Below are 18,747 nucleotides of genomic sequence, written 5' to 3'. Positions count from 1 at the left end.
GCGCACATGGAACTTGGTGTCATCGGACTCGGACGGATGGGACAGATCGTCGCGAACCGATCGATGGACGCGGGCCACGACGTGGTCGCGTTCGACCTCTCCGCGGAGGCGACCGCAGAGGCGGCCGAAAATGGCGCAGAGCCGGCTGACTCGGTCGCAGATCTGTGCGATCGGTTGGGCGGGGGCGATGGGAGCGACGACGCGGGTGACGGCGGAAACCGGATCTGGCTCATGGTGCCCGCGGGCGACGCGGTCGACGCGACACTCGCAGATCTGGAGCCGCATCTTACAGGCGACGACGTGGTCGTCGACGGCGGGAACTCCCGGTTTCACGAGTCGGTCCGCCGCGCCGAGAAGACCGACGCCGCGTACCTCGACTGCGGGACCTCCGGCGGCCCGGCCAGCGCCGAGGAGGGGTTCTCACTGATGGTGGGCGGCCCGGAGTGGGCCTACGAGGCGATGGTCCCCGTCTTCGACGCGGTGGCGACCGGGCCGGACGGCCACGACCGGATGGGCGAGTCCGGGTCGGGCCACTACGTGAAGATGGTGCACAACGGCGTCGAGTACGCGTTGATGCAGGCGTACGGCGAGGGGTTCGAGTTGCTCACTGAGGGCCGGTACGACCTCGACATGGAGTCGGTCGCGCGGACGTGGAACAACGGCGCGGTGATCCGGTCGTGGCTGCTCGAACTCTGCGAGGAGGCGTTCCGCGAGGAGGGATCGGACCTCGGCGACGTGGCGGACCACGTCGCCGGCGGCTCGACGGGGACGTGGACCGTCGAGGAGGCGCTCGAACAGGAGGTGCCGGTGCCGCTCATCTACCAGGCGCTCTCCGAGCGGTTCGACTCCCGCAACGAGGGGCGGTTCTCGCGGCGACTCGCCAACCGACTCCGATACGGGTTTGGTCGTCACGAGGTCGCGCGCCGCTGACCACCGACCGCATCGACCACCCGGAGTTTTATCGCCAGAGACTCTCAGATACACCCATGAGACACGCACAGGGGCCGCTCCTCACGGTCGACCTGTCCGAGCGGTCGGCCGCGACGACCCCCATCGACGACCGCCTCGCCGAGTTCGTCGGCGGCCGCGGGCTCAACACGTCGCTCGCGTACGACCGGATCCCGTTCGACGCCGACCCGCTCGGCCCCGAAAACCGCCTGTACCTCTCGACGGGGCCGATGCAACACTCGACGACCTCCTTCACCGGACGGATGGCCGCCACGGCGCTCTCACCGCTCACGAACGGCCTCTGCTCGTCGAACGCCGGCGGGTTCCTCTCGCGAAACGTCACCGGTACGGGATTCGCCGCCGTCGAGATCGTCGGCGAGAGCGACGAGTTGCTCGCGATCCACGTGCGCGAGGTCGGTGACGGCGGCGAACCCGACGTGACCTTCGAACCGGTGCCAGACCTCGAGCAAGCCGAGGTGTCTGCCGTTTCCGAGCGGTTCGCCGAGAGCCACGACCTCTCGGCCGAACACGTCGCCTGCATCGGACCGGCGGGTGAAAACGGCGTCCGATTCGCGTCGATCATGACCTCCGACACGCGGGCGTTCGGTCGCGGCGGACTCGGTGCCGTCCTCGGCGCAAAAGGTGTGAAGGCGCTTACCTTCGACGGGGATCACGCGGCGCGAAGCGCCGCTGGCAGCCGGATGTCGTCCAGCGACGCGGACGACGCGGACGCCGCGATCGACCTCGACTGGCCCGACGAGGCCGCAGCGGTCCACCGCGACGCGGCCACGTCTGACTCGATCATGAAGCGGCAGGGCACGGCGAGCGTGACGGAACTCGCCAACGAGGTCGGCGCACTCCCGTCGTACTACTTCTCCGAGACCTCCTTCGAGGGTGTCGAGGGAATCTCCGGCGACCGCGTCGAAGAGAAGAAGTACAAGAAGGGAACCTGCTCGCAGTGCGCGTTCGCCTGCAAGCTTCCGACCCGCGACGAGGAAACCGGCGTCGAGACCGAGGGGCCCGAGTTCGAGACGGTGATGGCGTTCGGATCGAACGCCGGCGTCGACGACATCGTCGACGTGATGCGCGCGAACGAGCTGTGTGACGAACTGGGGATGGACACCATCTCCTGTGGCGATGTCGTCTCGATGTTTCTGGAGAGCGAAGACGAGTTCGGCAACGCCGAGCTAGTGCGGTCGATCGTCGAGCAGATCGCGTACCGGGAGGGCGTCGGCGACAAGCTCGCCGAGGGCGTCCACCGCGCGCACGGGGAGTTCGGAGCCGACGACTGGACGGTCAAAGGACTCCCGTTTTCGGGACACGACGGGAGACACCTCAACGGACAGGGCCTCGCGTTCGCGACTGCCAACCGCGGCGCGGACCACATGTACGGCGAGTTCTACCCGTACGAGTACCCGCTCGTCGACCCCGACGATGCGCTCGATCCGGAGGGGCTGGACGGGAAACCGCCGAAGCTCGTCGAAAAGGAGAACCGCAACGCCGCGCTCGATTCGGCGATCGTCTGTAAGTTCTCTCGCGGGATCGTCTCTGACGGCCAGCTCGCGGCGCTGCTCGACACCGACTACGAGGCCCTCCAAGCGCTCGGCGCGCGGATCGTCGAGCGAGAACGCGCGTTCAACAACTCCCGGGGCTTTGACCGCGACGACGACACCCTCCCGTACGCTGACGAGATCGAGGGGTTCGAGGCAGCCCTCTCGGAGTACTACGCCATTCGCGGCTGGAACGACGACGGGACGGTGCCCGATCGGGACGCGGGCGACATGGATCGGGACGTGATCGGTGGGGACGCGACCGCCGACGACTGATCGGCCGTCGATCGCGGTGCGTGGACTGTCTCGGTCAGGCCGTCGACGTGAGCCGTGCCGGTCGCCGGATCACTGTTCCGCTGCGACGCCGTCGGCGGTGTCGACCTCGCTGAACTCGAAACGGGTGCCGCCGCCCTCGGTGGCGAAGATCGACACGGTCCAGCCGTGTGCCTGAGCCACCTCGTCGACGATCTTCAGGCCGAATCCCGTGCCCTCTGGATCCGTCGATACGCCGGCTTCGAACACCTCATCGTGGCGGTCCTCTGGAATACCCGGACCGTTGTCGGCGACGTAGAACCCCCGACCATCGTCGAGCTGTCCGACGGTGACGTGGACCGACTCCCCGACGTGTTCGACCGCGTTCGCGAACAGGTTTTCGAGGGCCTGTCTGAGTCGGCTCCGATCGGCGCGAAGACGACCGTCGCTCTCGATCGCGAGTTCGGCGTCCGCGGTGTCGACGCCGCTCCACGCCTCTTCCGCCACCGATTCGATCGAAACCCATTCGAGTTCGTCGATCGCAGCGCCCTGTCGCGCGAGCGTCAGCATGTCCTCGACGAGCGACTCCATTCGGTCGAGCGATCGGACGACTGCGTCGAGTTCCGACTGCCCCGATCCCTCAGTTTCGAGACGGTCTGTGATCAGTGCGAGGTTCCCCCGCGCGACGTTGAGCGGGTTCCGAAGGTCGTGAGACACCAGACTGGCGAACTCCTCCAGCCGGTCGCGTTCGCGGGCCACCTCTGCCTCGTGCTCGCGGAGCTGGCGTTCCCGTTCGATACGGACGAACACCATGGTCACAGTCGCCGCCCAGAGCCGGGCGACGGCGAGCGCTGACTCGTCGAATGCGTCGGCCTCCGTCGCGCCGATGTTGATGACGCCGTACCGGCCGAGCGGGAGGACCAGTTCGCTGCGGATCGGTGAACTCAGGTTGTACCGATCTGGCTCGGCGTGGGTGTCAGGGACGTATCTCGGGTCGCCCGACGCGAACGCCTCCCACGTGATGCTCCGCTCGTCGGCGTCGAACGTCGGGTGGTCTCCGATGAGTTCGTCCGCGGAGTCAGTCCAGACGATCGGTTCAAGGGCGTCCCGCGACTCGTCGTAGAGCCAGAGTCCGGCGATCGAGTGGCCGAGGGTGTCCTCGACGTACGTGATAGCGGCCTCGGCCGCCACCTCCCTGTCAGTCGTCTTTAGGAGGTTCTGCGTCGCCGTGTGGAGCGCCTCCAGCGTCTCGGTCCGGCGGTGGAGCGCCGCGCGCTCGGCCTTCTCCGCCCTGTCGTCGACGATGGTGATCACGAGGAACGACCGGTCATCTCGCTCAAACGGGCCGAGGCTGAGCGTCACGGGGATGACGGTGCCGTCGGCGCGGCGCGCACAGAGGTCGAGGCTGGCCGACATCGACCGCGGTTCGGGGTCTGTGACGTACCGGTTCAGCGTCTTTCCGGCGGTTCCGTCGTCTGGGTCGAAGAGCAGGTCCTCGATCGCGGTCCCTTCGAGTTCGTCGGGAGAATGCCCGAGGGCGGTTTCGGTCTGATTGTTGGCAGCTTGGATCGTTCCGTCGGTGTCGACGATGACGACCGGGTCTGGAAGTCCGTCGAATGCCTCGGGAAAACGGTTCATTGTCACTCCTCGCTCGGTTCGTGGACGTGACCGCACTCGGGGCAACGGACTTCCTCGCCGCGAAGATCGGCTGAGGAGGCCCGAACGTCGCGCATCACCTCGCTGATCCGGTCTTCGGCTTCGAGTTCGTCCGCGACCGCGAGGTCGACGCCTTCGACCTCCAAGAGGAACTTCGCGACCTCGGTCACCTCGTACATCATCTCGTCGAGATCCTCCGCGGTGAAGAACCCAGACATCGCCCCGTAGAGGAACGTCGCTCCCGCCTTCGTCACCTTCTGCTCGAAGGAGTACCGTGCCTGATTGACCGCCTGCGGCGTGTACGTGTCCGTCATAAAGGGGACCAAGTCGGGGAGGTTCTCGCCGATCTTCGTCATCTCGACGCCCGTCTCGGTCCGGAAGTCGGCACACAGCCGCGCGATCGCCCACTCGCGGGCGGTGATGTACGTCCGGTCTCGGAGGAACTCGTTGACGCGCTCGTACCGGGCCCCGTCCATTTTCTTGAACCGCTCGTACTTGCGGACGTCCGGCGGTGCGTTCGCGTCGCCGTCAGTCTCGTTCACGTCGCCGTCAGTCTCGTTCGCGTCGCCGTCAGCCTCGTCCGCATCACGAGAGTTCTCGTCGCCGTCGACCGTCGATCCACCGGTGTCCGCGTTCGTTGCGCCGCTCTCATCGCTCGGCTCGTCTGTATCCGCACCCGCTAGAGGATCCGCGTTCGACGTCGAGGAGGCGTCCGATCCTTGGCCGTTTGCCGCCGGTGACGGATCGGTTCGATCGTTCATATTAGTACGAACTCCATCCTGAACAAAAGGGTTGTCGGTGGATTATATATACTGTCCGACAGTCTCGTTCTCTTCGAATCCACAGCTGGCTCACCCGTCAGAGAACGATTTTTGTACCGGGGAGAGAACGTGCACGCATGAAGGTGCTCTGCGGGATTGGCGGCAGCGACGACTCGTTCCGCGCGCTCGACCGCACCGTCGAGCGTGCAGCGGTTGCGAACGACGATCTCACCGTCGCCGTAGTCGACAACGAGGACGCCGACCCGCCGATAGAGGAAGTTATCACACGAGTCGAAGCGGCCGTCGCGGAAGCCGGAATCGACGCCGACGTGCGGAGGGTGGAGGGCGATCCGGGCAGCCGTCTCGTCGAACTCGCCGAGACCGAGGGGTTCGACGAGATCGTGCTCGGCGGGGGCCACACCAGCCCGATGGGGAAGATCACGCTCGGGTCGATCGCCGAGTTCGTCCTGTTGAACGCCAAGACGTCAGTCACGCTGGTCAGATGACCGATCGAACGTATCCGGACGCGGTGGCAGACGACTTCCCCACCCCCCCGACCTCGTTCACCGATCGAGAGGAACGGACCATCGAGATACGTCCGTACGAGGGGTCAGACGAGGGATACGAAGCGCTCGTCCAGATGTACGACACCTTCGATCCCGCCGACCGCGCACAGGGTATCCCGCCGAGCGGCGAGCCCCGTATCCGGGAGTGGCTCGACGCGATCCTCGGCAGTGACTGCTACAACGTGATTGCGTGGTGTGACGACGAGGTAGCCGGACACGCGACACTGGTCCCAGACGAAGACGCCTACGAACTCGCGATCTTCGTCCACCAGACGTACCAGCGCGCCGGGATCGGTACACACCTCATTCGGGGACTGCTCGGACACGGGCAGGCTGCCGGCGTCGAGAAAGTGTGGCTCACCGTCGAGCGGTGGAACCGCGCCGCCGTCTCGCTGTACAAGAAGATCGGCTTTGAGACCTCAAACGCCGAGAGCTTCGAACTCGAAATGGGGCTTCGGCTGACCGACGACGCCGGCTGACCCCACCTCGTCGGGGCGAGACGGGATCTTCAACCCTTTTACGTCGGGCGAGCGAGCGCATCGATATGAGTCACCGAATTCTTCTGCTGGGTGCACCGGGTGCCGGAAAAGGAACGCAGAGCGCGAAGCTCGCCGACGAGTACGGCGTCGAGCACGTCACGACGGGCGACGCGCTCCGCGCGAACAAAGACATGGAGACCGAGTACGGCACGCCGCGCTCGTTCATGGAGGCGGGCGAACTCGTGCCCGACCCGGTGGTCAACGAGATCGTCGAGGCCGCGCTCGCCGACGCCGACGGGTTCGTCCTCGACGGCTACCCGCGCAACCTCGATCAGGCCGAGTACCTCTCTGAGATAACCGACCTCGACGCTGTAGTTCTCCTCGACGTCGACGAGGAGGTGCTCGTCGACCGGCTCACCGGCCGTCGCGTCTGTGACGACTGCGGCGCGAACTTCCACGTCGACTTCCAGCCGCCGGAGGAAGCGGGCGTCTGCGACGAGTGCGGCGGCGATCTGATCCAGCGCGACGACGACACCGAAGAGACCGCACGCGAACGACTCGAAGTCTTCTACGAGAACACCGAGCCCGTCATCGAGCACTTCCGCGACGAGGGCGACCTCGTCGAGGTCGACGGCGAGGCGGCCCCGGACGAGGTCTTCGACCATATCCGCGACGCGCTCGGCGAGTAGGTCAAACGCTTGGAGTCGTCGCAGCGATCGACACCGATCCTACAAGGTTCTTAACTGTCGGCCGCTAACCGGCCGCTAATGAGCAAGGTCGAACGGCGGGTCCGCTCGCTCGTCCGCGAGGACGGCGAGATGCGAGACGCGATCGAGGTCGTTCTCGACCGCGCCACCGACGGCGAGGTCCAGTGGATCGACGTCCGCGACGAGATCACGAGCGGCCAGTGGGGCCGACTCATCGAGAAAGAAATCCTCGTCGACGGCGAGATCGGCTTCGCGCTGGCCGACACGGACGCGATCAAATCGGGCCTGTCGGAGGACGGTGACGGCAGCTCGTCCGGCAGCGGTGGCGAGACGCCGGAGACGACATCGTGGACGAAATGGGACAAGATCGCGGGGGTCGCGACGATCGGAGCCTTCGTCGGCTACGCTGTCAACCCGGTTCGAAACGCGATCGCCGGTTCGATCGATGTGGTTCTCGGACCCCTGTTGAACATCGTTCCCTTCTACGTCGTGGTGATGGTGATCGCGCTCGCGACCGGACTGTACTCCACGCTGTTGCGCGCGGGGCTCATGGACATGGAGAAGATGAGCGCGTATCAAGATCGGATGAAAGAGATCCAAGAGCGCCGGAAGGACGCCAAAGAGCGCGACGACCAGGCCGAACTCGACGCCATCCAAGAGGAGCAGATGGACGCCATGGGCGATCAGCTCGGCATGTTCAAAGAGCAGTTCCGCCCGATGGTGTGGATCATGTTCCTCACGATCCCGGCGTTCCTCTGGATGTTCTGGGTGATCGGCTACCGCGGTTCGGACCCGGCGTACCCGGCGGTCGCCGCACAGGAGATGATCGTTCCGATCGCCGGGGCCGTCACTTGGGACGCGGGCATCGTCGGCCCGATCCAGATGTGGATCCTCTGGTATTTCCTGTGTTCGATGGCGTTCACTCAACTCGTCCAGAAGAGCCTCAACATCCAGATGTCGCCGTCGTAGTCGGACGATTCGGTCTCCCCGACTCCGCACTGATTTACCGATCGCCGTCGTCGTCGCGGCCGGTCACCTTCCGGATACACGAGGAGCCGAACGGGCCGAGTTCTCCAGCGTCGAGTCGCACGAAGTGGCCGGTCGTGATCCCCGCCCCGCAACGGCGACAGTCGAACGACCCCTCCCGCGTCACCACCTGCGTCTCGTAGTTCACGTAGGTGCCGCCGCGCCGGACCCGGAGTCGTGCGCCGTCGCGATCGACGATTCCGCGTTTCTCGGCGGTGTCGAGGATCTCGCGGGTGAGCGTGGGGCTCGTCGTCACCGTCTCGATCCGGTCGATCGCCTCCGAGAGCGTCAGCTCCTCGCGTTCGAGGTGTGCGAGCAGCTCCACGGCGAGTTCGACCGTCTCCGCGCGCGTCGACGGCTCGGTCACGGTCGGCGAGACGCCGTCGACCCTCTTAACTCGGACGGGACGGCGTCCGAGCTCGATGTGTGTCAACTGTCTATTACGACGTGACGATCTCGAAGCGAGTACCGCCGCCTTCGGCCGACGTGATCGAGATCTCCCAGCCGTGTGCGTCGACGACTTGCTCGACGATGGAGAGCCCGAGTCCCGTTCCGTCCGCAGACGTGGAGTAGCCGCGCTCGAAGACGGTGTCTCGGTCGTTTTCCGGAATACCGGGACCGTCGTCTTCGACGTAGAACCCATCGGGCGTGTCGCCGATCGTGACCGTGACGGCGTCGCCGCCGTGTTCGACCGCGTTCCGTACGAGGTTTTCGAGCAGTTGGCGCAACTGTTCGACATCGGCGTCGATTGTCTTCGTCGCGCGGACTTCGAGCGTCGCGCGCCCCGTCGGGACGGTCGTCCAACACTCCGCGGCGACGGCGGCGACGGCGACCGGTTCGATGTTCATCGCCTCGTCGCCGTCGCGAGCGATCGCGCGCAGGTCCTCGACGAGCGCGTCCATGCGGTCGTGGGCCGCGGCGATGTCGTCGATGTGGTCGCTGTCGCACTCCTCGCGCAGGAGGTCGAGTCGCCCTCGCGCGACCGCCAGCGGATTTCGGAGGTCGTGGCTGACCACGTCCGCGAACCGGTCGAGTTGCTCGTTCCGCTCGACGAGCGTGTCCTCGCGCCGCTTCTGTGCGGAGATGTCGCGGTCGATAGCGAGGAACAGGTCGGTGCCGTCGACATCGAGCCGGATCAGACTGATCTCGATCGGGATAGTCGTGCCGTCACGCCGGTTCAGTTCGCCCTCGAAGCGGCGGGGTGTGTTCGGTTCGAGGTTCTCCCAGAACGGCTCGGCGTGCTCCGGATCAACGGTGGGATCGAGGTCCCAGACCGTCTTGCCGACGAGCGCGTCCGCCTTCTCGTATCCGAGCGTCTCGTGGAACCGCTCGTTCACGTTGCGGATGACACCGTCCGCGTCGTGTACCGCGACCATATCCGGGGAGAACTCGAACAGTGCTTCGAGGTACGCCGAGTGCTTGCTGAGCTTCTCCGCCCGCGCCTTCGACTGAGTCACGTCGTCTTGGAACCCCACGAACGCCTCAGGTGAACCCGCGTCGTCGAAGACGGGCGCGACCCGAACGCGATTCCAGAACGGCGTACCGTCCGCCCGGTAGTTGCGCAACTCGACGGTTGTCGGCTCCGCGGCGTCGATAGCGGTACGGAGCTTCGAGACCGCGTCTTCACTCGTCCGTTCGCCCTGCAAGAACCGGCAGTTTCGTCCGATGACCTCGTTTTTGTCGTATCCAGTCAGTTCCTCGAACGCGTCGTTGGCGTAGATGATCGGGTTGTCGTCGTGGGCCGGATCAGTGAGAACGATGCCGATTGGAGCCTCGTCCATCGCCTGTTCTTTCACCGACTGACCGACTGCGGCGTCCGCGTCGCGTCGGGGGTTCGAGAGCGTGCAGATCAGCGAGCCGTCGTCGGTGTACGACAGTCCGTGTTCGGCGACTAACTCCGTGCCGTCTTTGCGAATGAACGACGTCGTTCCCTTCCATCGACCGGTTCGGGCCTTCGGGAGGAGTTCGTCGTACACCTCGCCGACGCGCTCGTCGTCATAGAACGTCTCCCAGTGGAGGCCGAGCGTCTCCTCACGATCGTATCCGAGCATCTCGGCACCCGCGGCGTTTATGTACTCGACGTACCCGTCCTCGTCGAGGATACTGATTCCGTCTTGGGCCGTCTCGATCGCCTCGATACCCCGATCTAGGTACGTATCGGCCCAGTACCGCTCAACCGCGTTCTGAGCGCGGTTCGCGAGCAGGTCGTACTGGTCTCTGCCGCCGCCCTTCTGGAGGTAGTCGGTGACGCCGGCCGCGATCGCCTCGCTCGCCACCTCTTCGGATCCCTTCCCCGTGAACAGGATAAAGGGAAGGTCCGGTCTGTCCTCGCGGACGCGTTCGAGGAGGTAGATCCCCGTCATCCCGGGCATGTCGTAGTCGCTGACGACGCAGTCGAACGCGGTCGGCTCCGTGCGGATCAGAGACAGGGCCTCAGCAGGGTCCGTTTCCGTGCGAACGGAGATCGAGTCGTGTGCGCGCTCCAGAAACGTCGAGACGAGGCTCGCAAAGTCGGGATCGTCGTCGACGTGGAGGATATCGATCGTCTTCGTCCCCGACAGAAACGGCCGGCGAGACGGCGTTTCCGGATCCATATCGTCATGTCCGGTCGCGCGCAGTATGGCTGTTTTGGTGCACGTGACCTTCCGAAAACACTGCTTGGGGAGCGCGAGCCCCCGATAGGCCCTCAAGACGACGGCCGAGCGAGGCCCGTAAGACAGTTATCGCACCGAACGCTGAAGTTCGTATGGACGTACTCGACGTCGCGGCGCGGGCGGCCGAGACCGGACCGGTCTGTGACGCCTGTCTCGGCCGGCTCGTCGCGGACCGGAGTTTCGGGCTGTCGAACGCCGAGCGCGGGTCGGCGCTACGAACCGCGCTGACGTTGCGCGACGACGAGGACTACGAGCCGGTCGAGACGGCCGACTGCTGGGTCTGTGAAGGCCGGTGTACGGAGTTCGACGCGTGGGCGGAGCGCGCCGTCGACGCGGTCGGCGACGCCGAGTTCGAGACGTACAACGTCGGGACGCGAACGCCGCCGCTGATCGAGGAAAACGAGGCGCTACTCCGGGAAGACGCCGGACTCGACGCCGACGCGGGCGAGCCGTTCAAGTCGGAGTTCAACCGCGAGGTCGGGAAACGCGTCGGTCGGCTCACCGACACGGAGGTCTCGTTTGACCGACCGGACGTGCAGTTCACGATCGATCTGGCCGAAGACGCGGTCGACGCGAAGGTGAACTCCACGTTCGTCTACGGTCGATACCGGAAACTGGATCGGGACATCCCGCAGACCGAGTGGCCGTGTCGGGAGTGTGATGGTTCGGGGCGACAGGGCGCGGATCCCTGCGACCACTGCGGCGGCTCCGGGTACCTCTACGACGACAGCGTCGAGGAGTACACCGCACCCGTCGTCGAGGACGTGATGGACGGCACGGAGGCGACGTTCCACGGCGCGGGCCGCGAGGACGTCGACGCGCTCATGCTCGGGACCGGCCGACCGTTCGTGATCGAGGTCGAAGAGCCGCATCGACGCCGCGTCGACACCGATCGGCTCCAATCGGACATCAACGCGTTCGCGGACGGAGCCGTCGAAGTCGAGGGGCTCAGGCTCGCAACGTACGACATGGTCGAGCGCGTGAAAGAACACGATGCCTCCAAGCGCTATCGCGCGCAGGTCGCGTTCGATGCCGACGTCGACGCCGACGCCCTCGCCGACGCAGTCGATCGGCTGGAGGGGGAAACGATCGAACAGTACACGCCGAACCGGGTGGACCACCGGCGTGCGGGGCTCACCCGCGAGCGCGACGTGTACGAGGCGACCGCGGAACTCGACGATTCCCGCCACGCGACCGTCGAGATCCGCGGAGCCGGCGGACTCTACATCAAGGAGTTGATATCGGGTGACCAGGGACGGACGGAACCGAGCCTCGCGGGACTCCTCGACGTCGATGCCGACGTTACCGCACTCGACGTGTTGGCCGTCGAGGGTGAGTCGGAGCCGTTCGAGGACGAGGCGTTCTTCCGAGACTGAGACGATCGGGCGGACCGGCGGGATTTATCCGACGCGCGTCAGACATCCAGCCATGAACGGGAGCGACCCCGACGGCGGGGGCGCGGACGGAGCGACAGCCAAAACGACCCGTACCGGCTCTGCGATCACCGGTCCGATCATCGAGTCGTTGATCGAGGAAGCGATCGCGGCGACCGCGACCGCGTCGCACGCGCGGATCGAGGGGACGGACCGGCTGAGTCGAGGGGACCAACTCGCCTCGATTCTCGTCGCGGTCGGTCCCGGCCCGCACTCGGGGGCGACGGTCGACCTCGCACGAGCGGTCGCCGAGACGACCGACGCGTGGCTCGACCTGTTCCACGTCGTCCCCGACGAGACGCCGGACGCCGCGAGCGAGGAGCCGGACAATCGAGACGGAACCACCGCGGCCGACAGCACCGCGGACCACATCGCCGCCACCACCGCGACGACCGGCGATGAACTACTCTCGGCCGCGCGCGAGCGCATCGTCGACTTCGAGTGCGCTGACCAGTGGCTCGTTGAAGAACGGACGGCCGCGGGCGCGATCGTCGAACAGTCGCCGTACTACGACCTCGTCGTCGTGGGCGAGTCGACCACGGGGACCGTCGGCCGGTTCGTCTTCGGCTCGACGACGGAGACGGTCGCTGACGAGGCCGCGGTTCCCGTCGTCGTCGTCGAGGGAGACGAGCCGACGCCGATCGTCGACGACTGACCACACCACTCGGGCGAACGGAGGACGACCAGCCGATTTTCACCGACGACCGCGAGCACAGACAACCGGCGACAGCGTTAAATTAGTGTACATACTTGTACATCACAACGCGAAATACTACATTGGTGAACATGATGGATATCAACGATACGGTCGAACGCGTGACGGATGGAGAGGATCTGACGGTCGAACAGGCGCGCGAGGCCGCGCGGCTCGTCTTCGAGGACGCGACGGAGGCGCAGATCGGCGCGCTGCTGGCCGCGCTTCGAGCGAAGGGGGAAACCGAGGCGGAGATCGCCGGTTTCGCGCAGGGGATGCGCGACGCCGCCCGGACGATCGACCCCGATCGGGAGCCGCTCGTCGACACCTGCGGGACCGGCGGCGACGACCACGACACGATCAACGTCTCGACGACGGCCGCCATCGTCGCCGCGGGCGCGGGCGTCCCGATCGCCAAACACGGCAACTACTCGGTGTCCTCCTCGTCGGGCAGCGCCGACGTGCTGGAGGTCGCCGGGGCGGACATCGAGGCCGAGCCCTCGGCCGTCGAGGCCGCCATCGAGGCGGACGGGATCGGCTTCATGCTCGCGCCCGTCTTCCACCCCGCGATGAAGGCGGTCATCGGCCCGCGGAAGGAACTCGGGATGCGGACGATATTCAACGTGCTCGGCCCGCTGACGAACCCGGCCGGGGCCGACGCGCAGGTGCTCGGCGTCTACGACCCCGAGCTGGTGGGGACGATCGCCCGGTCGCTCGCGCACATGCCGGTCGAGCGTGCCCTCGTCGTCCACGGCGATGGAATGGACGAAATCGGTATCCACGGCGAAACGGTCGCCGCAGAGGTTGACGGCGACGAGGTGCGGGAGTTCACGATCGAACCCGAAGACCTCGGGCTCGACGGAGCGCCGATCGAGGCGGTCGCGGGCGGGACGCCGGAGGAGAACGCGGCCGACCTACGCGGCATCGTCGAGGGGACGGTGACGGGACCGAAACGCGACCTCGTGCTCGCGAACGCCGGCGCGGCCGTCTACGTCGCTGGCGAGGCCGAGTCGCTTTCGGCCGGCGTCGAGCGCGCCGCCAAGGCCATCGATTCGGGCGCGGCCGCGGCGAAGTTCGCGGCACTTTGCGGCGACGACTCGGCGGCGGACGCGACCGCGGCCGACGATCCGGCCGCGACGACTTCGGAGGACGACTGATGGCGCGCGTGAAAGTCTGCGGACTCGCCCGCGACGCGGACCTCCGGGCGGCCGTCGACGCCGGGGCCGACGCGGTCGGGGTCATCACTGAGGTGCCCGTCGACTCGCCGCGCGAAGTGGATCCCGCCACGGCGGCGGATCTCCTCGCGGATGTGCCGCCGTTCGTCACGGCGACGCTCGTCACGATGCCCGACTCGGCGGAGCGCGTCGTCGAACTCGTCCGGACGATCGGGCCCGACGCGGTCCAGATCCACGGCGAGTGGACTCCCGACGAGATTCGGTATATCCGCGCCGAAACCCAACGAAAAGTCATTCTCGCCGTCGACGCCGCAGATCCGCGCCGCGCGGAGGATCTCGACGCGGTCGCCGACGCGCTCGTGCTCGACTCGACGGACGACTCGGGCGCGGGCGGGACCGGCGAGACGCACGACTGGACGCGAGCCGGCGAGCTCGCCGATCGACTCGCGTCGCCCGTCGTCCTCGCGGGGGGGCTCACGCCGGACACCGTCGCGGAGGCGATTCGGGCGGCCGATCCGTTCGCGGTCGATGTCGCCTCCGGTGTCGAACTGGAGGGCGGCCGGAAGGACCACAACGCGATCGCCCGCTTCGTCGCGAACGCGGGCCGGGAGATGGAGCTGGCATGAGCGACGCGAGGACGCTCCTCGACACCGACAGGGAGACGTTCGTCGACCTCGCGAGCGACGCAGACGGGGGCGATCCGGTGGTCGTCCGCGCCGCCGCGTCGCTCGACGCGGACGTGACACCGCTCGCCGCGTACGCGACGCTGGTCGGCGACAGCCCGTACGGGTTTCTGCTCGAATCCGGCGAGAAGGTCGCCTCCAGCGACCCCGACGGCGCGTTTACTTCCGGCGGGAAGGCGGACAAACACGCCCGCTACTCGTTCGTCGGCTACGATCCGGAGGCGATCGTCTCCGTCTATCCGGATCGGACGGAGGTCACCGAATTGGGGCCGGCCGCGTCGTTCATCGGGAGTCCCGGCAAGGAGAAAGATGACCTCGGCCCCGCAGGCGGCGACGCGATCGACCGCATTCGGGCGGCGTTTCCGGACGTTTCGCTTCGGGGCTTCCCCGACACGGACCGACAGATCCTGTCGGGGGGATTCGTCGGCTTCCTCGCGTACGAGGCCGTCTACGACCTCTGGTTGGAGGAGGTCGGCGTCGACCGACCGGAGACCGAGTTCCCCGACGCCGAGTTCGCGCTCACGACCCGCACGGTCGTCTTCGACGAGGTCGAGGAGACGGTTGAACTCGTCTTCACGCCCGTGATCGGGGGCGACGACGACCCGGGAGCCGTCTACGACGACCTCGTCGCCGAGGCGGAGCGGGTCGCCGGCGAACTCCGGGCCGCGTCCGCGCCCGACCCCGACGGCGTCCGCATCGAATCCGAGTCGGCCGGCCCACAGGTAGACTACGAGGCGGCCGTCCGCACGGCGAAGAAACACGTTCTCGACGGCGACATTTATCAGGGCGTGATCTCGCGGAGCCGCGAGCTTCGCGGCGAGGTCGATTCGCTCGGGCTGTACGCGGCACTGCGCGAGGTGAACCCCTCGCCGTACATGTACGTGCTGCGCCACGACGACCGGAGCATCGTCGGCGCGAGCCCCGAGACGCTGGTGTCGGTCCGCGGCGACCGGATCGTCTCGAACCCGATCGCGGGCACCTGTCCCCGCGGGACGAGCCCGGTCGAGGACCGCCGGCTTGCGGGCGAGATGCTCGCGGACGGGAAAGAGCGCGCGGAACACACGATGTTGGTCGACCTCGCGCGCAACGACGTGAGACGCGTCTCAGAGCCCGGTTCGGTCCGGGTCGAGGAGTTCATGAACGTGTTGAAGTACAGCCACGTCCAGCACATCGAGTCGACGGTGACGGGGACGCTCGCGGCCGACGCGGACGCCTTCGACGCGACGCGCGCAACCTTCCCCGCCGGGACGCTCACGGGCGCGCCGAAGGTGCGTGCGATGGAGATCATCGCGGATCTGGAGACGACTCCCCGCGAGGCGTACGGCGGCGGTGTCGGCTACTACGCGTGGAGCGGCGACGCCGACTTCGCGATCGTGATCCGAACGGCAACGCTCGACGAGTCGCCCGCGGACGGCGCGGCCGGCGCTCGCGGCGAAGACGAGACCGCCGTGACCGTCCGGGCCGGCGCGGGGCTCGTCGCCGACTCCGACCCCACCGCCGAGTACGAGGAAACCGAACAGAAGATGGACGGCGTGTTGGCCGCGATCGACCGCATCCGGGAGGACAGCGAGCACGGGGCAGACCCGCTTATCCCGGGTACGGAGGTCGACGAATGAAGGTCGTTGTGATCGACAACTTCGACTCGTTCACCTACAACCTCGTCGAGTACGTCTCCGATCAGCCCGACGAGGACGAGCCGATCGACATCGAGGTGTTCAAAAACACCGCGTCGCTCGCCGAGGTCGAGCGGGCGGACCCCGACGCGATTCTCATCAGCCCCGGCCCCGGCCACCCGAAGAACGAGCGCGACGTGGGCGTCACCGCAGACGTGCTACGAGAGCTGTCTCTCGACGTACCGACGCTCGGCGTCTGTCTCGGTCTCGAAGCCGCTGTCTACGAGTACGGCGGCACGGTGGGGCACGCGCCGGAGCCGATCCACGGGAAGGCGTTCCCCGTCGATCACGACGGCGACGGCGTCTTCGCCGAGCTCGATCAGGGGTTCCGCGCGGGACGGTATCACTCGCTCGCCGCGATCGAGGTGCCGGATATCTTCGAGGTGACCGCCACGACCGATCACGACGGCGAGTCCATCGTGATGGGCGTTCGGCACCGCGAGCATCCGATCGAGGCGGTGCAGTTCCATCCCGAGAGCGTGTTGACGCCGGCCGGTCACGACCTCATCGGGAACTTCCTCGCGTCGGTGTAACACCGGATCGCCTATACGATTTCGCCCGCAGTTCTCCGAGTATGAGCAACGACGCAGCGGGGGCGGGGTGGTTCGAGACCGTGCCGCCCGACGACCTCGACGCCGCGCGGGACGCCATCGAGACTGGCGGTGCAGACGGTCCCGCGGACTGGCCCGCGAGAGCAGTCGAAGCGGGGTTCGCGAGAGACGAAGCGGCGTACTACGACGCCCTCCACGAGGCGACGATCCACGCCACGCGAGAGGCCGTCGCCGAGCGCGAGCGAGCCGACGACCGCCAGCTGATACACGCGATCCGTGCTATGGACGACTGCGAACGCACCGCGAACGAGTTGGCCGAACGCGCCACGGAGTGGGCCGGCAGCCTGTTCGACGACGTGGAGCCCGGGATCGAGGGCGCTCGCGCGGTCGCCGACCGCGAGCCGACGAGCGAGGTAGGAGAACGGGCGGTCTCGCTCGCGGCCCGCGCGGTCGACATGGCCGACGAGCGCGACGCGATCGCGGCGACGATCGACCGGGTCGCGCCCGCGGTCGCGCCGAATCTCGCGGAGATGGCCGGCGCGGAGCTCGCGGCGCGGCTGATCGCGCTCACGGGCGGACTGGAGTCGCTGGCGAAGAAGCCATCCGGGACGGTGCAGGTGCTCGGAGCCGAGGACGCGCTGTTCGCACACCTCTCGGGACGCGCTCCATCGCCGAAACACGGTATCATCTACACTCACGAGTACGTTCGGGGAACTCGCCCCGAGGACCGCGGATCGGCCGCGCGGGCGCTCGCGGGGAAACTGACGCTGGCGGCCCGAGCGGACCACTACGCGGGCGAGCGCCGAGAGTCGCTTCATGACGACCTCCGCGAACGGATGGCGGCGATCCGCGGACGCGCCGCAGACGGCGACGGAGGAGAGGGCGGAGACGAAGCGGGCGCGGGCGATGGCGACGACACCGAAGCGGAGGAGAGCCGATGACGAACCCGGCGCTTCCAGACGGGGTCGAACGGCGCGAGATCGACGGCGAGCTTCGGCTCGCGACTCGTGGCGAGCCGGTGTACGGGGAGCCGACCGCGGACGGCTGGCGCGCCTGGGATCCCCGACGGTCCAAGCTCGGTGGCATGATCGAACTCGGATTCGACACCGGGCTCGCGGGCGGCGAGACCGTCCTCTACCTCGGCGCGGCGAGCGGCACGACCGTCAGCCACGTCGCGGACTTCGCGGGGTCGACCTACGCCGTCGAGTTCGCGCCGCGCCCGGTGCGCGACCTCCTCGATGCCGCGTCGTCTCGCGACCGGCTCTTCCCGCTGTTGAAAGACGCCAGAAGGCCACAAACGTACGCACACGTCGTGGAGGCCGACGTGGACGTGATCGTACAGGACGTTGCGACCCGCGGTCAGGCGACGGTCGCCGTCCGCAACGCGCAGTTCCTAGCGGACGACGGGCGGCTGCTGCTTGCGATCAAGGCGCGAAGCGAAGACGTGACCGCCGATCCGGACGACGTGTTCGACGACGCGCTCGATCGGCTTCGAGACGCCTACGAGGTGCTCGAAACGCGGCGGCTCGGTCGGTTCCACGAGGACCACCTCGGGGTCGTCGCGACACCGAAGTGAGTTCGGATCGGCCGATGAGGGCCCTCACTCACCACGTCGGCGGGGTGAAGCCGGCGTCCTTCAAGATCGGTTTCCAGCGTTTCTGGACTGAGAGCCGCGAAACGTTCATCGCGTCGGCGACGGCGGACTGCGATCGCTCCTGCCCCCGGATCAGGGCGGCGGCGTAGAGGCTGCCGGCGGCGGCGACGCGTTTGCCCCGGTCGTCGTCGGGGGCCCGCGAGAGGAATAGATCGGTCGCAGTCGAGAGCGCCTCGTCGTCGAGATCGAGCGTCGCGCAGGCCTCGTCGAGCCGATCGAGCCACGCCGCGTTGTCGACTCGCTCGCTCGCACGGTACATGTCTAGCCGTACGCGACGAGAGGTAC

At 67.2% G+C, this 18,747-nt stretch carries 19 protein-coding genes; 14 read left to right on the top strand and 5 right to left on the bottom strand.

Annotated features, from left to right (window positions below):
- Positions 1 to 6 precede the first annotated feature (6 nt).
- Both NO887_RS12755 and NO887_RS12750 read left to right on the top strand, forming a co-directional pair.
- Positions 7 to 930 (top strand): decarboxylating 6-phosphogluconate dehydrogenase, encoded by a 924-nt coding sequence (locus NO887_RS12755; RefSeq protein ID WP_256418666.1) that lies wholly within the window; start codon positions 7 to 9, stop codon positions 928 to 930.
- A gap of 56 nt (positions 931 to 986) precedes the next feature.
- Complete coding sequence (locus NO887_RS12750; protein WP_256418665.1) at positions 987 to 2,774, top strand: aldehyde ferredoxin oxidoreductase family protein; 1,788 nt, start codon at positions 987 to 989, stop codon at positions 2,772 to 2,774.
- A gap of 69 nt (positions 2,775 to 2,843) precedes the next feature.
- Here the strand turns inward: NO887_RS12750 and NO887_RS12745 are convergent, their stop codons facing one another.
- Positions 2,844 to 4,388 carry an ATP-binding protein gene (locus tag NO887_RS12745; RefSeq protein ID WP_256418664.1) on the bottom strand — a complete coding sequence of 515 codons (1,545 nt, stop codon included), beginning with the start codon at positions 4,386 to 4,388 and terminating at the stop codon, positions 2,844 to 2,846.
- A gap of 2 nt (positions 4,389 to 4,390) precedes the next feature.
- Positions 4,391 to 5,167 (bottom strand): DUF5806 family protein, encoded by a 777-nt coding sequence (locus tag NO887_RS12740; protein WP_256418663.1) that lies wholly within the window; start codon positions 5,165 to 5,167, stop codon positions 4,391 to 4,393.
- A gap of 137 nt (positions 5,168 to 5,304) precedes the next feature.
- Between NO887_RS12740 and NO887_RS12735 the strand changes: the two genes are divergently transcribed.
- From NO887_RS12735 to NO887_RS12720, 4 genes are all read left to right on the top strand, one after another.
- On the top strand, positions 5,305 to 5,673 hold the full coding sequence (locus NO887_RS12735; RefSeq protein ID WP_256418662.1) for a universal stress protein: 369 nt from the start codon (positions 5,305 to 5,307) through the stop codon (positions 5,671 to 5,673).
- On the top strand, positions 5,670 to 6,212 hold the full coding sequence (locus NO887_RS12730; protein WP_256418661.1) for a GNAT family N-acetyltransferase: 543 nt from the start codon (positions 5,670 to 5,672) through the stop codon (positions 6,210 to 6,212). Before NO887_RS12735 ends, NO887_RS12730 begins: the two co-directional genes overlap by 4 nt.
- A gap of 65 nt (positions 6,213 to 6,277) precedes the next feature.
- Entirely contained in the window at positions 6,278 to 6,901 is a 624-nt protein-coding gene (locus NO887_RS12725) for an adenylate kinase (RefSeq protein ID WP_256418660.1), read from the top strand.
- 78 nt (positions 6,902 to 6,979) lie between these two features.
- Positions 6,980 to 7,888: a DUF106 domain-containing protein gene (locus NO887_RS12720; protein WP_256418659.1), complete on the top strand. Its 909-nt coding sequence runs from the start codon at positions 6,980 to 6,982 to the stop codon at positions 7,886 to 7,888.
- 34 nt (positions 7,889 to 7,922) lie between these two features.
- On the opposite strand, the gene NO887_RS12715 is transcribed toward NO887_RS12720, so the two are convergent.
- Both NO887_RS12715 and NO887_RS12710 read right to left on the bottom strand, forming a co-directional pair.
- A complete protein-coding gene (locus tag NO887_RS12715; protein ID WP_256418658.1) occupies positions 7,923 to 8,312 on the bottom strand; it encodes a DUF5830 family protein in 390 nt (129 codons plus the stop codon).
- A 73-nt stretch (positions 8,313 to 8,385) separates the two neighbouring features.
- A complete protein-coding gene (locus tag NO887_RS12710) occupies positions 8,386 to 10,539 on the bottom strand; it encodes a PAS domain S-box protein (protein WP_256418657.1) in 2,154 nt (717 codons plus the stop codon).
- A gap of 152 nt (positions 10,540 to 10,691) precedes the next feature.
- On the opposite strand from NO887_RS12710, the gene NO887_RS12705 reads away from it, so the two are divergent.
- The 8 genes from NO887_RS12705 to NO887_RS12670 all read left to right on the top strand — a co-directional run bounded on the left by NO887_RS12705 (position 10,692) and on the right by NO887_RS12670 (position 18,384).
- A complete protein-coding gene (locus NO887_RS12705; protein WP_256418656.1) occupies positions 10,692 to 11,975 on the top strand; it encodes a tRNA pseudouridine(54/55) synthase Pus10 in 1,284 nt (427 codons plus the stop codon).
- A 52-nt stretch (positions 11,976 to 12,027) separates the two neighbouring features.
- Positions 12,028 to 12,687 (top strand): universal stress protein, encoded by a 660-nt coding sequence (locus tag NO887_RS12700; RefSeq protein ID WP_256418655.1) that lies wholly within the window; start codon positions 12,028 to 12,030, stop codon positions 12,685 to 12,687.
- Between the two features lie 134 nt (positions 12,688 to 12,821).
- Positions 12,822 to 13,883 (top strand): anthranilate phosphoribosyltransferase, encoded by a 1,062-nt coding sequence (trpD, locus tag NO887_RS12695; protein ID WP_256418654.1) that lies wholly within the window; start codon positions 12,822 to 12,824, stop codon positions 13,881 to 13,883.
- The gene (locus NO887_RS12690) at positions 13,883 to 14,527 is read left to right on the top strand and encodes a phosphoribosylanthranilate isomerase (RefSeq protein WP_256418653.1); all 645 of its coding nucleotides are present in this window, start codon (positions 13,883 to 13,885) and stop codon (positions 14,525 to 14,527) included. Before trpD ends, NO887_RS12690 begins: the two co-directional genes overlap by 1 nt.
- A complete protein-coding gene (gene trpE / locus NO887_RS12685; protein ID WP_256418652.1) occupies positions 14,524 to 16,200 on the top strand; it encodes an anthranilate synthase component I in 1,677 nt (558 codons plus the stop codon). Before NO887_RS12690 ends, trpE begins: the two co-directional genes overlap by 4 nt.
- A complete protein-coding gene (gene trpG / locus NO887_RS12680; protein ID WP_256418651.1) occupies positions 16,197 to 16,790 on the top strand; it encodes an anthranilate synthase component II in 594 nt (197 codons plus the stop codon). Before trpE ends, trpG begins: the two co-directional genes overlap by 4 nt.
- Positions 16,791 to 16,831: 41 nt before the next feature.
- Positions 16,832 to 17,749, top strand: coding sequence for an NOP5/NOP56 family protein (locus NO887_RS12675; protein WP_256418650.1), 918 nt, complete (start codon positions 16,832 to 16,834; stop codon positions 17,747 to 17,749).
- Positions 17,746 to 18,384, top strand: a complete 639-nt coding sequence (locus NO887_RS12670; RefSeq protein WP_256418649.1) for a fibrillarin-like rRNA/tRNA 2'-O-methyltransferase — start codon at positions 17,746 to 17,748, stop codon at positions 18,382 to 18,384. The genes NO887_RS12675 and NO887_RS12670 overlap by 4 nt, the downstream gene beginning before the upstream one ends.
- Positions 18,385 to 18,412: 28 nt before the next feature.
- Here NO887_RS12670 and NO887_RS12665 read toward each other — a convergent pair whose 3' ends face one another.
- A complete protein-coding gene (locus NO887_RS12665; protein ID WP_256418648.1) occupies positions 18,413 to 18,721 on the bottom strand; it encodes a transcription initiation factor IIB family protein in 309 nt (102 codons plus the stop codon).
- Positions 18,722 to 18,747 lie beyond the last annotated feature (26 nt).

The organism is Halorubrum laminariae, assembly GCF_024494655.1.
Classification (GTDB): domain Archaea; phylum Halobacteriota; class Halobacteria; order Halobacteriales; family Haloferacaceae; genus Halorubrum; species Halorubrum laminariae.
The sequence above is the reverse complement of the archived record's forward strand: the minus strand, read 5'-3'. Positions and strand labels throughout refer to the sequence as shown.

Excerpts from the sequence above, each read along its gene's own strand:
- NO887_RS12675 (WP_256418650.1), top strand. The coding sequence starts at position 16,832 with ATGAGCAACGACGCAGCGGGGGCGGGGTGGTTCGAGACCGTGCCGCCC.
- trpE (WP_256418652.1), top strand. The coding sequence starts at position 14,524 with ATGAGCGACGCGAGGACGCTCCTCGACACCGACAGGGAGACGTTCGTC.
- NO887_RS12705 (WP_256418656.1), top strand. The coding sequence starts at position 10,692 with ATGGACGTACTCGACGTCGCGGCGCGGGCGGCCGAGACCGGACCGGTC.
- trpG (WP_256418651.1), top strand. The coding sequence starts at position 16,197 with ATGAAGGTCGTTGTGATCGACAACTTCGACTCGTTCACCTACAACCTC.
- NO887_RS12730 (WP_256418661.1), top strand. The coding sequence starts at position 5,670 with ATGACCGATCGAACGTATCCGGACGCGGTGGCAGACGACTTCCCCACC.
- NO887_RS12690 (WP_256418653.1), top strand. The coding sequence starts at position 13,883 with ATGGCGCGCGTGAAAGTCTGCGGACTCGCCCGCGACGCGGACCTCCGG.
- NO887_RS12725 (WP_256418660.1), top strand. The coding sequence starts at position 6,278 with ATGAGTCACCGAATTCTTCTGCTGGGTGCACCGGGTGCCGGAAAAGGA.
- NO887_RS12740 (WP_256418663.1), bottom strand. The coding sequence starts at position 5,167 with ATGAACGATCGAACCGATCCGTCACCGGCGGCAAACGGCCAAGGATCG.
- NO887_RS12710 (WP_256418657.1), bottom strand. The coding sequence starts at position 10,539 with ATGGATCCGGAAACGCCGTCTCGCCGGCCGTTTCTGTCGGGGACGAAG.
- NO887_RS12745 (WP_256418664.1), bottom strand. The coding sequence starts at position 4,388 with ATGAACCGTTTTCCCGAGGCATTCGACGGACTTCCAGACCCGGTCGTC.
- NO887_RS12700 (WP_256418655.1), top strand. The coding sequence starts at position 12,028 with ATGAACGGGAGCGACCCCGACGGCGGGGGCGCGGACGGAGCGACAGCC.
- NO887_RS12735 (WP_256418662.1), top strand. The coding sequence starts at position 5,305 with ATGAAGGTGCTCTGCGGGATTGGCGGCAGCGACGACTCGTTCCGCGCG.
- NO887_RS12750 (WP_256418665.1), top strand. The coding sequence starts at position 987 with ATGAGACACGCACAGGGGCCGCTCCTCACGGTCGACCTGTCCGAGCGG.
- trpD (WP_256418654.1), top strand. The coding sequence starts at position 12,822 with ATGGATATCAACGATACGGTCGAACGCGTGACGGATGGAGAGGATCTG.
- NO887_RS12665 (WP_256418648.1), bottom strand. The coding sequence starts at position 18,721 with ATGTACCGTGCGAGCGAGCGAGTCGACAACGCGGCGTGGCTCGATCGG.
- NO887_RS12720 (WP_256418659.1), top strand. The coding sequence starts at position 6,980 with ATGAGCAAGGTCGAACGGCGGGTCCGCTCGCTCGTCCGCGAGGACGGC.
- NO887_RS12670 (WP_256418649.1), top strand. The coding sequence starts at position 17,746 with ATGACGAACCCGGCGCTTCCAGACGGGGTCGAACGGCGCGAGATCGAC.
- NO887_RS12755 (WP_256418666.1), top strand. The coding sequence starts at position 7 with ATGGAACTTGGTGTCATCGGACTCGGACGGATGGGACAGATCGTCGCG.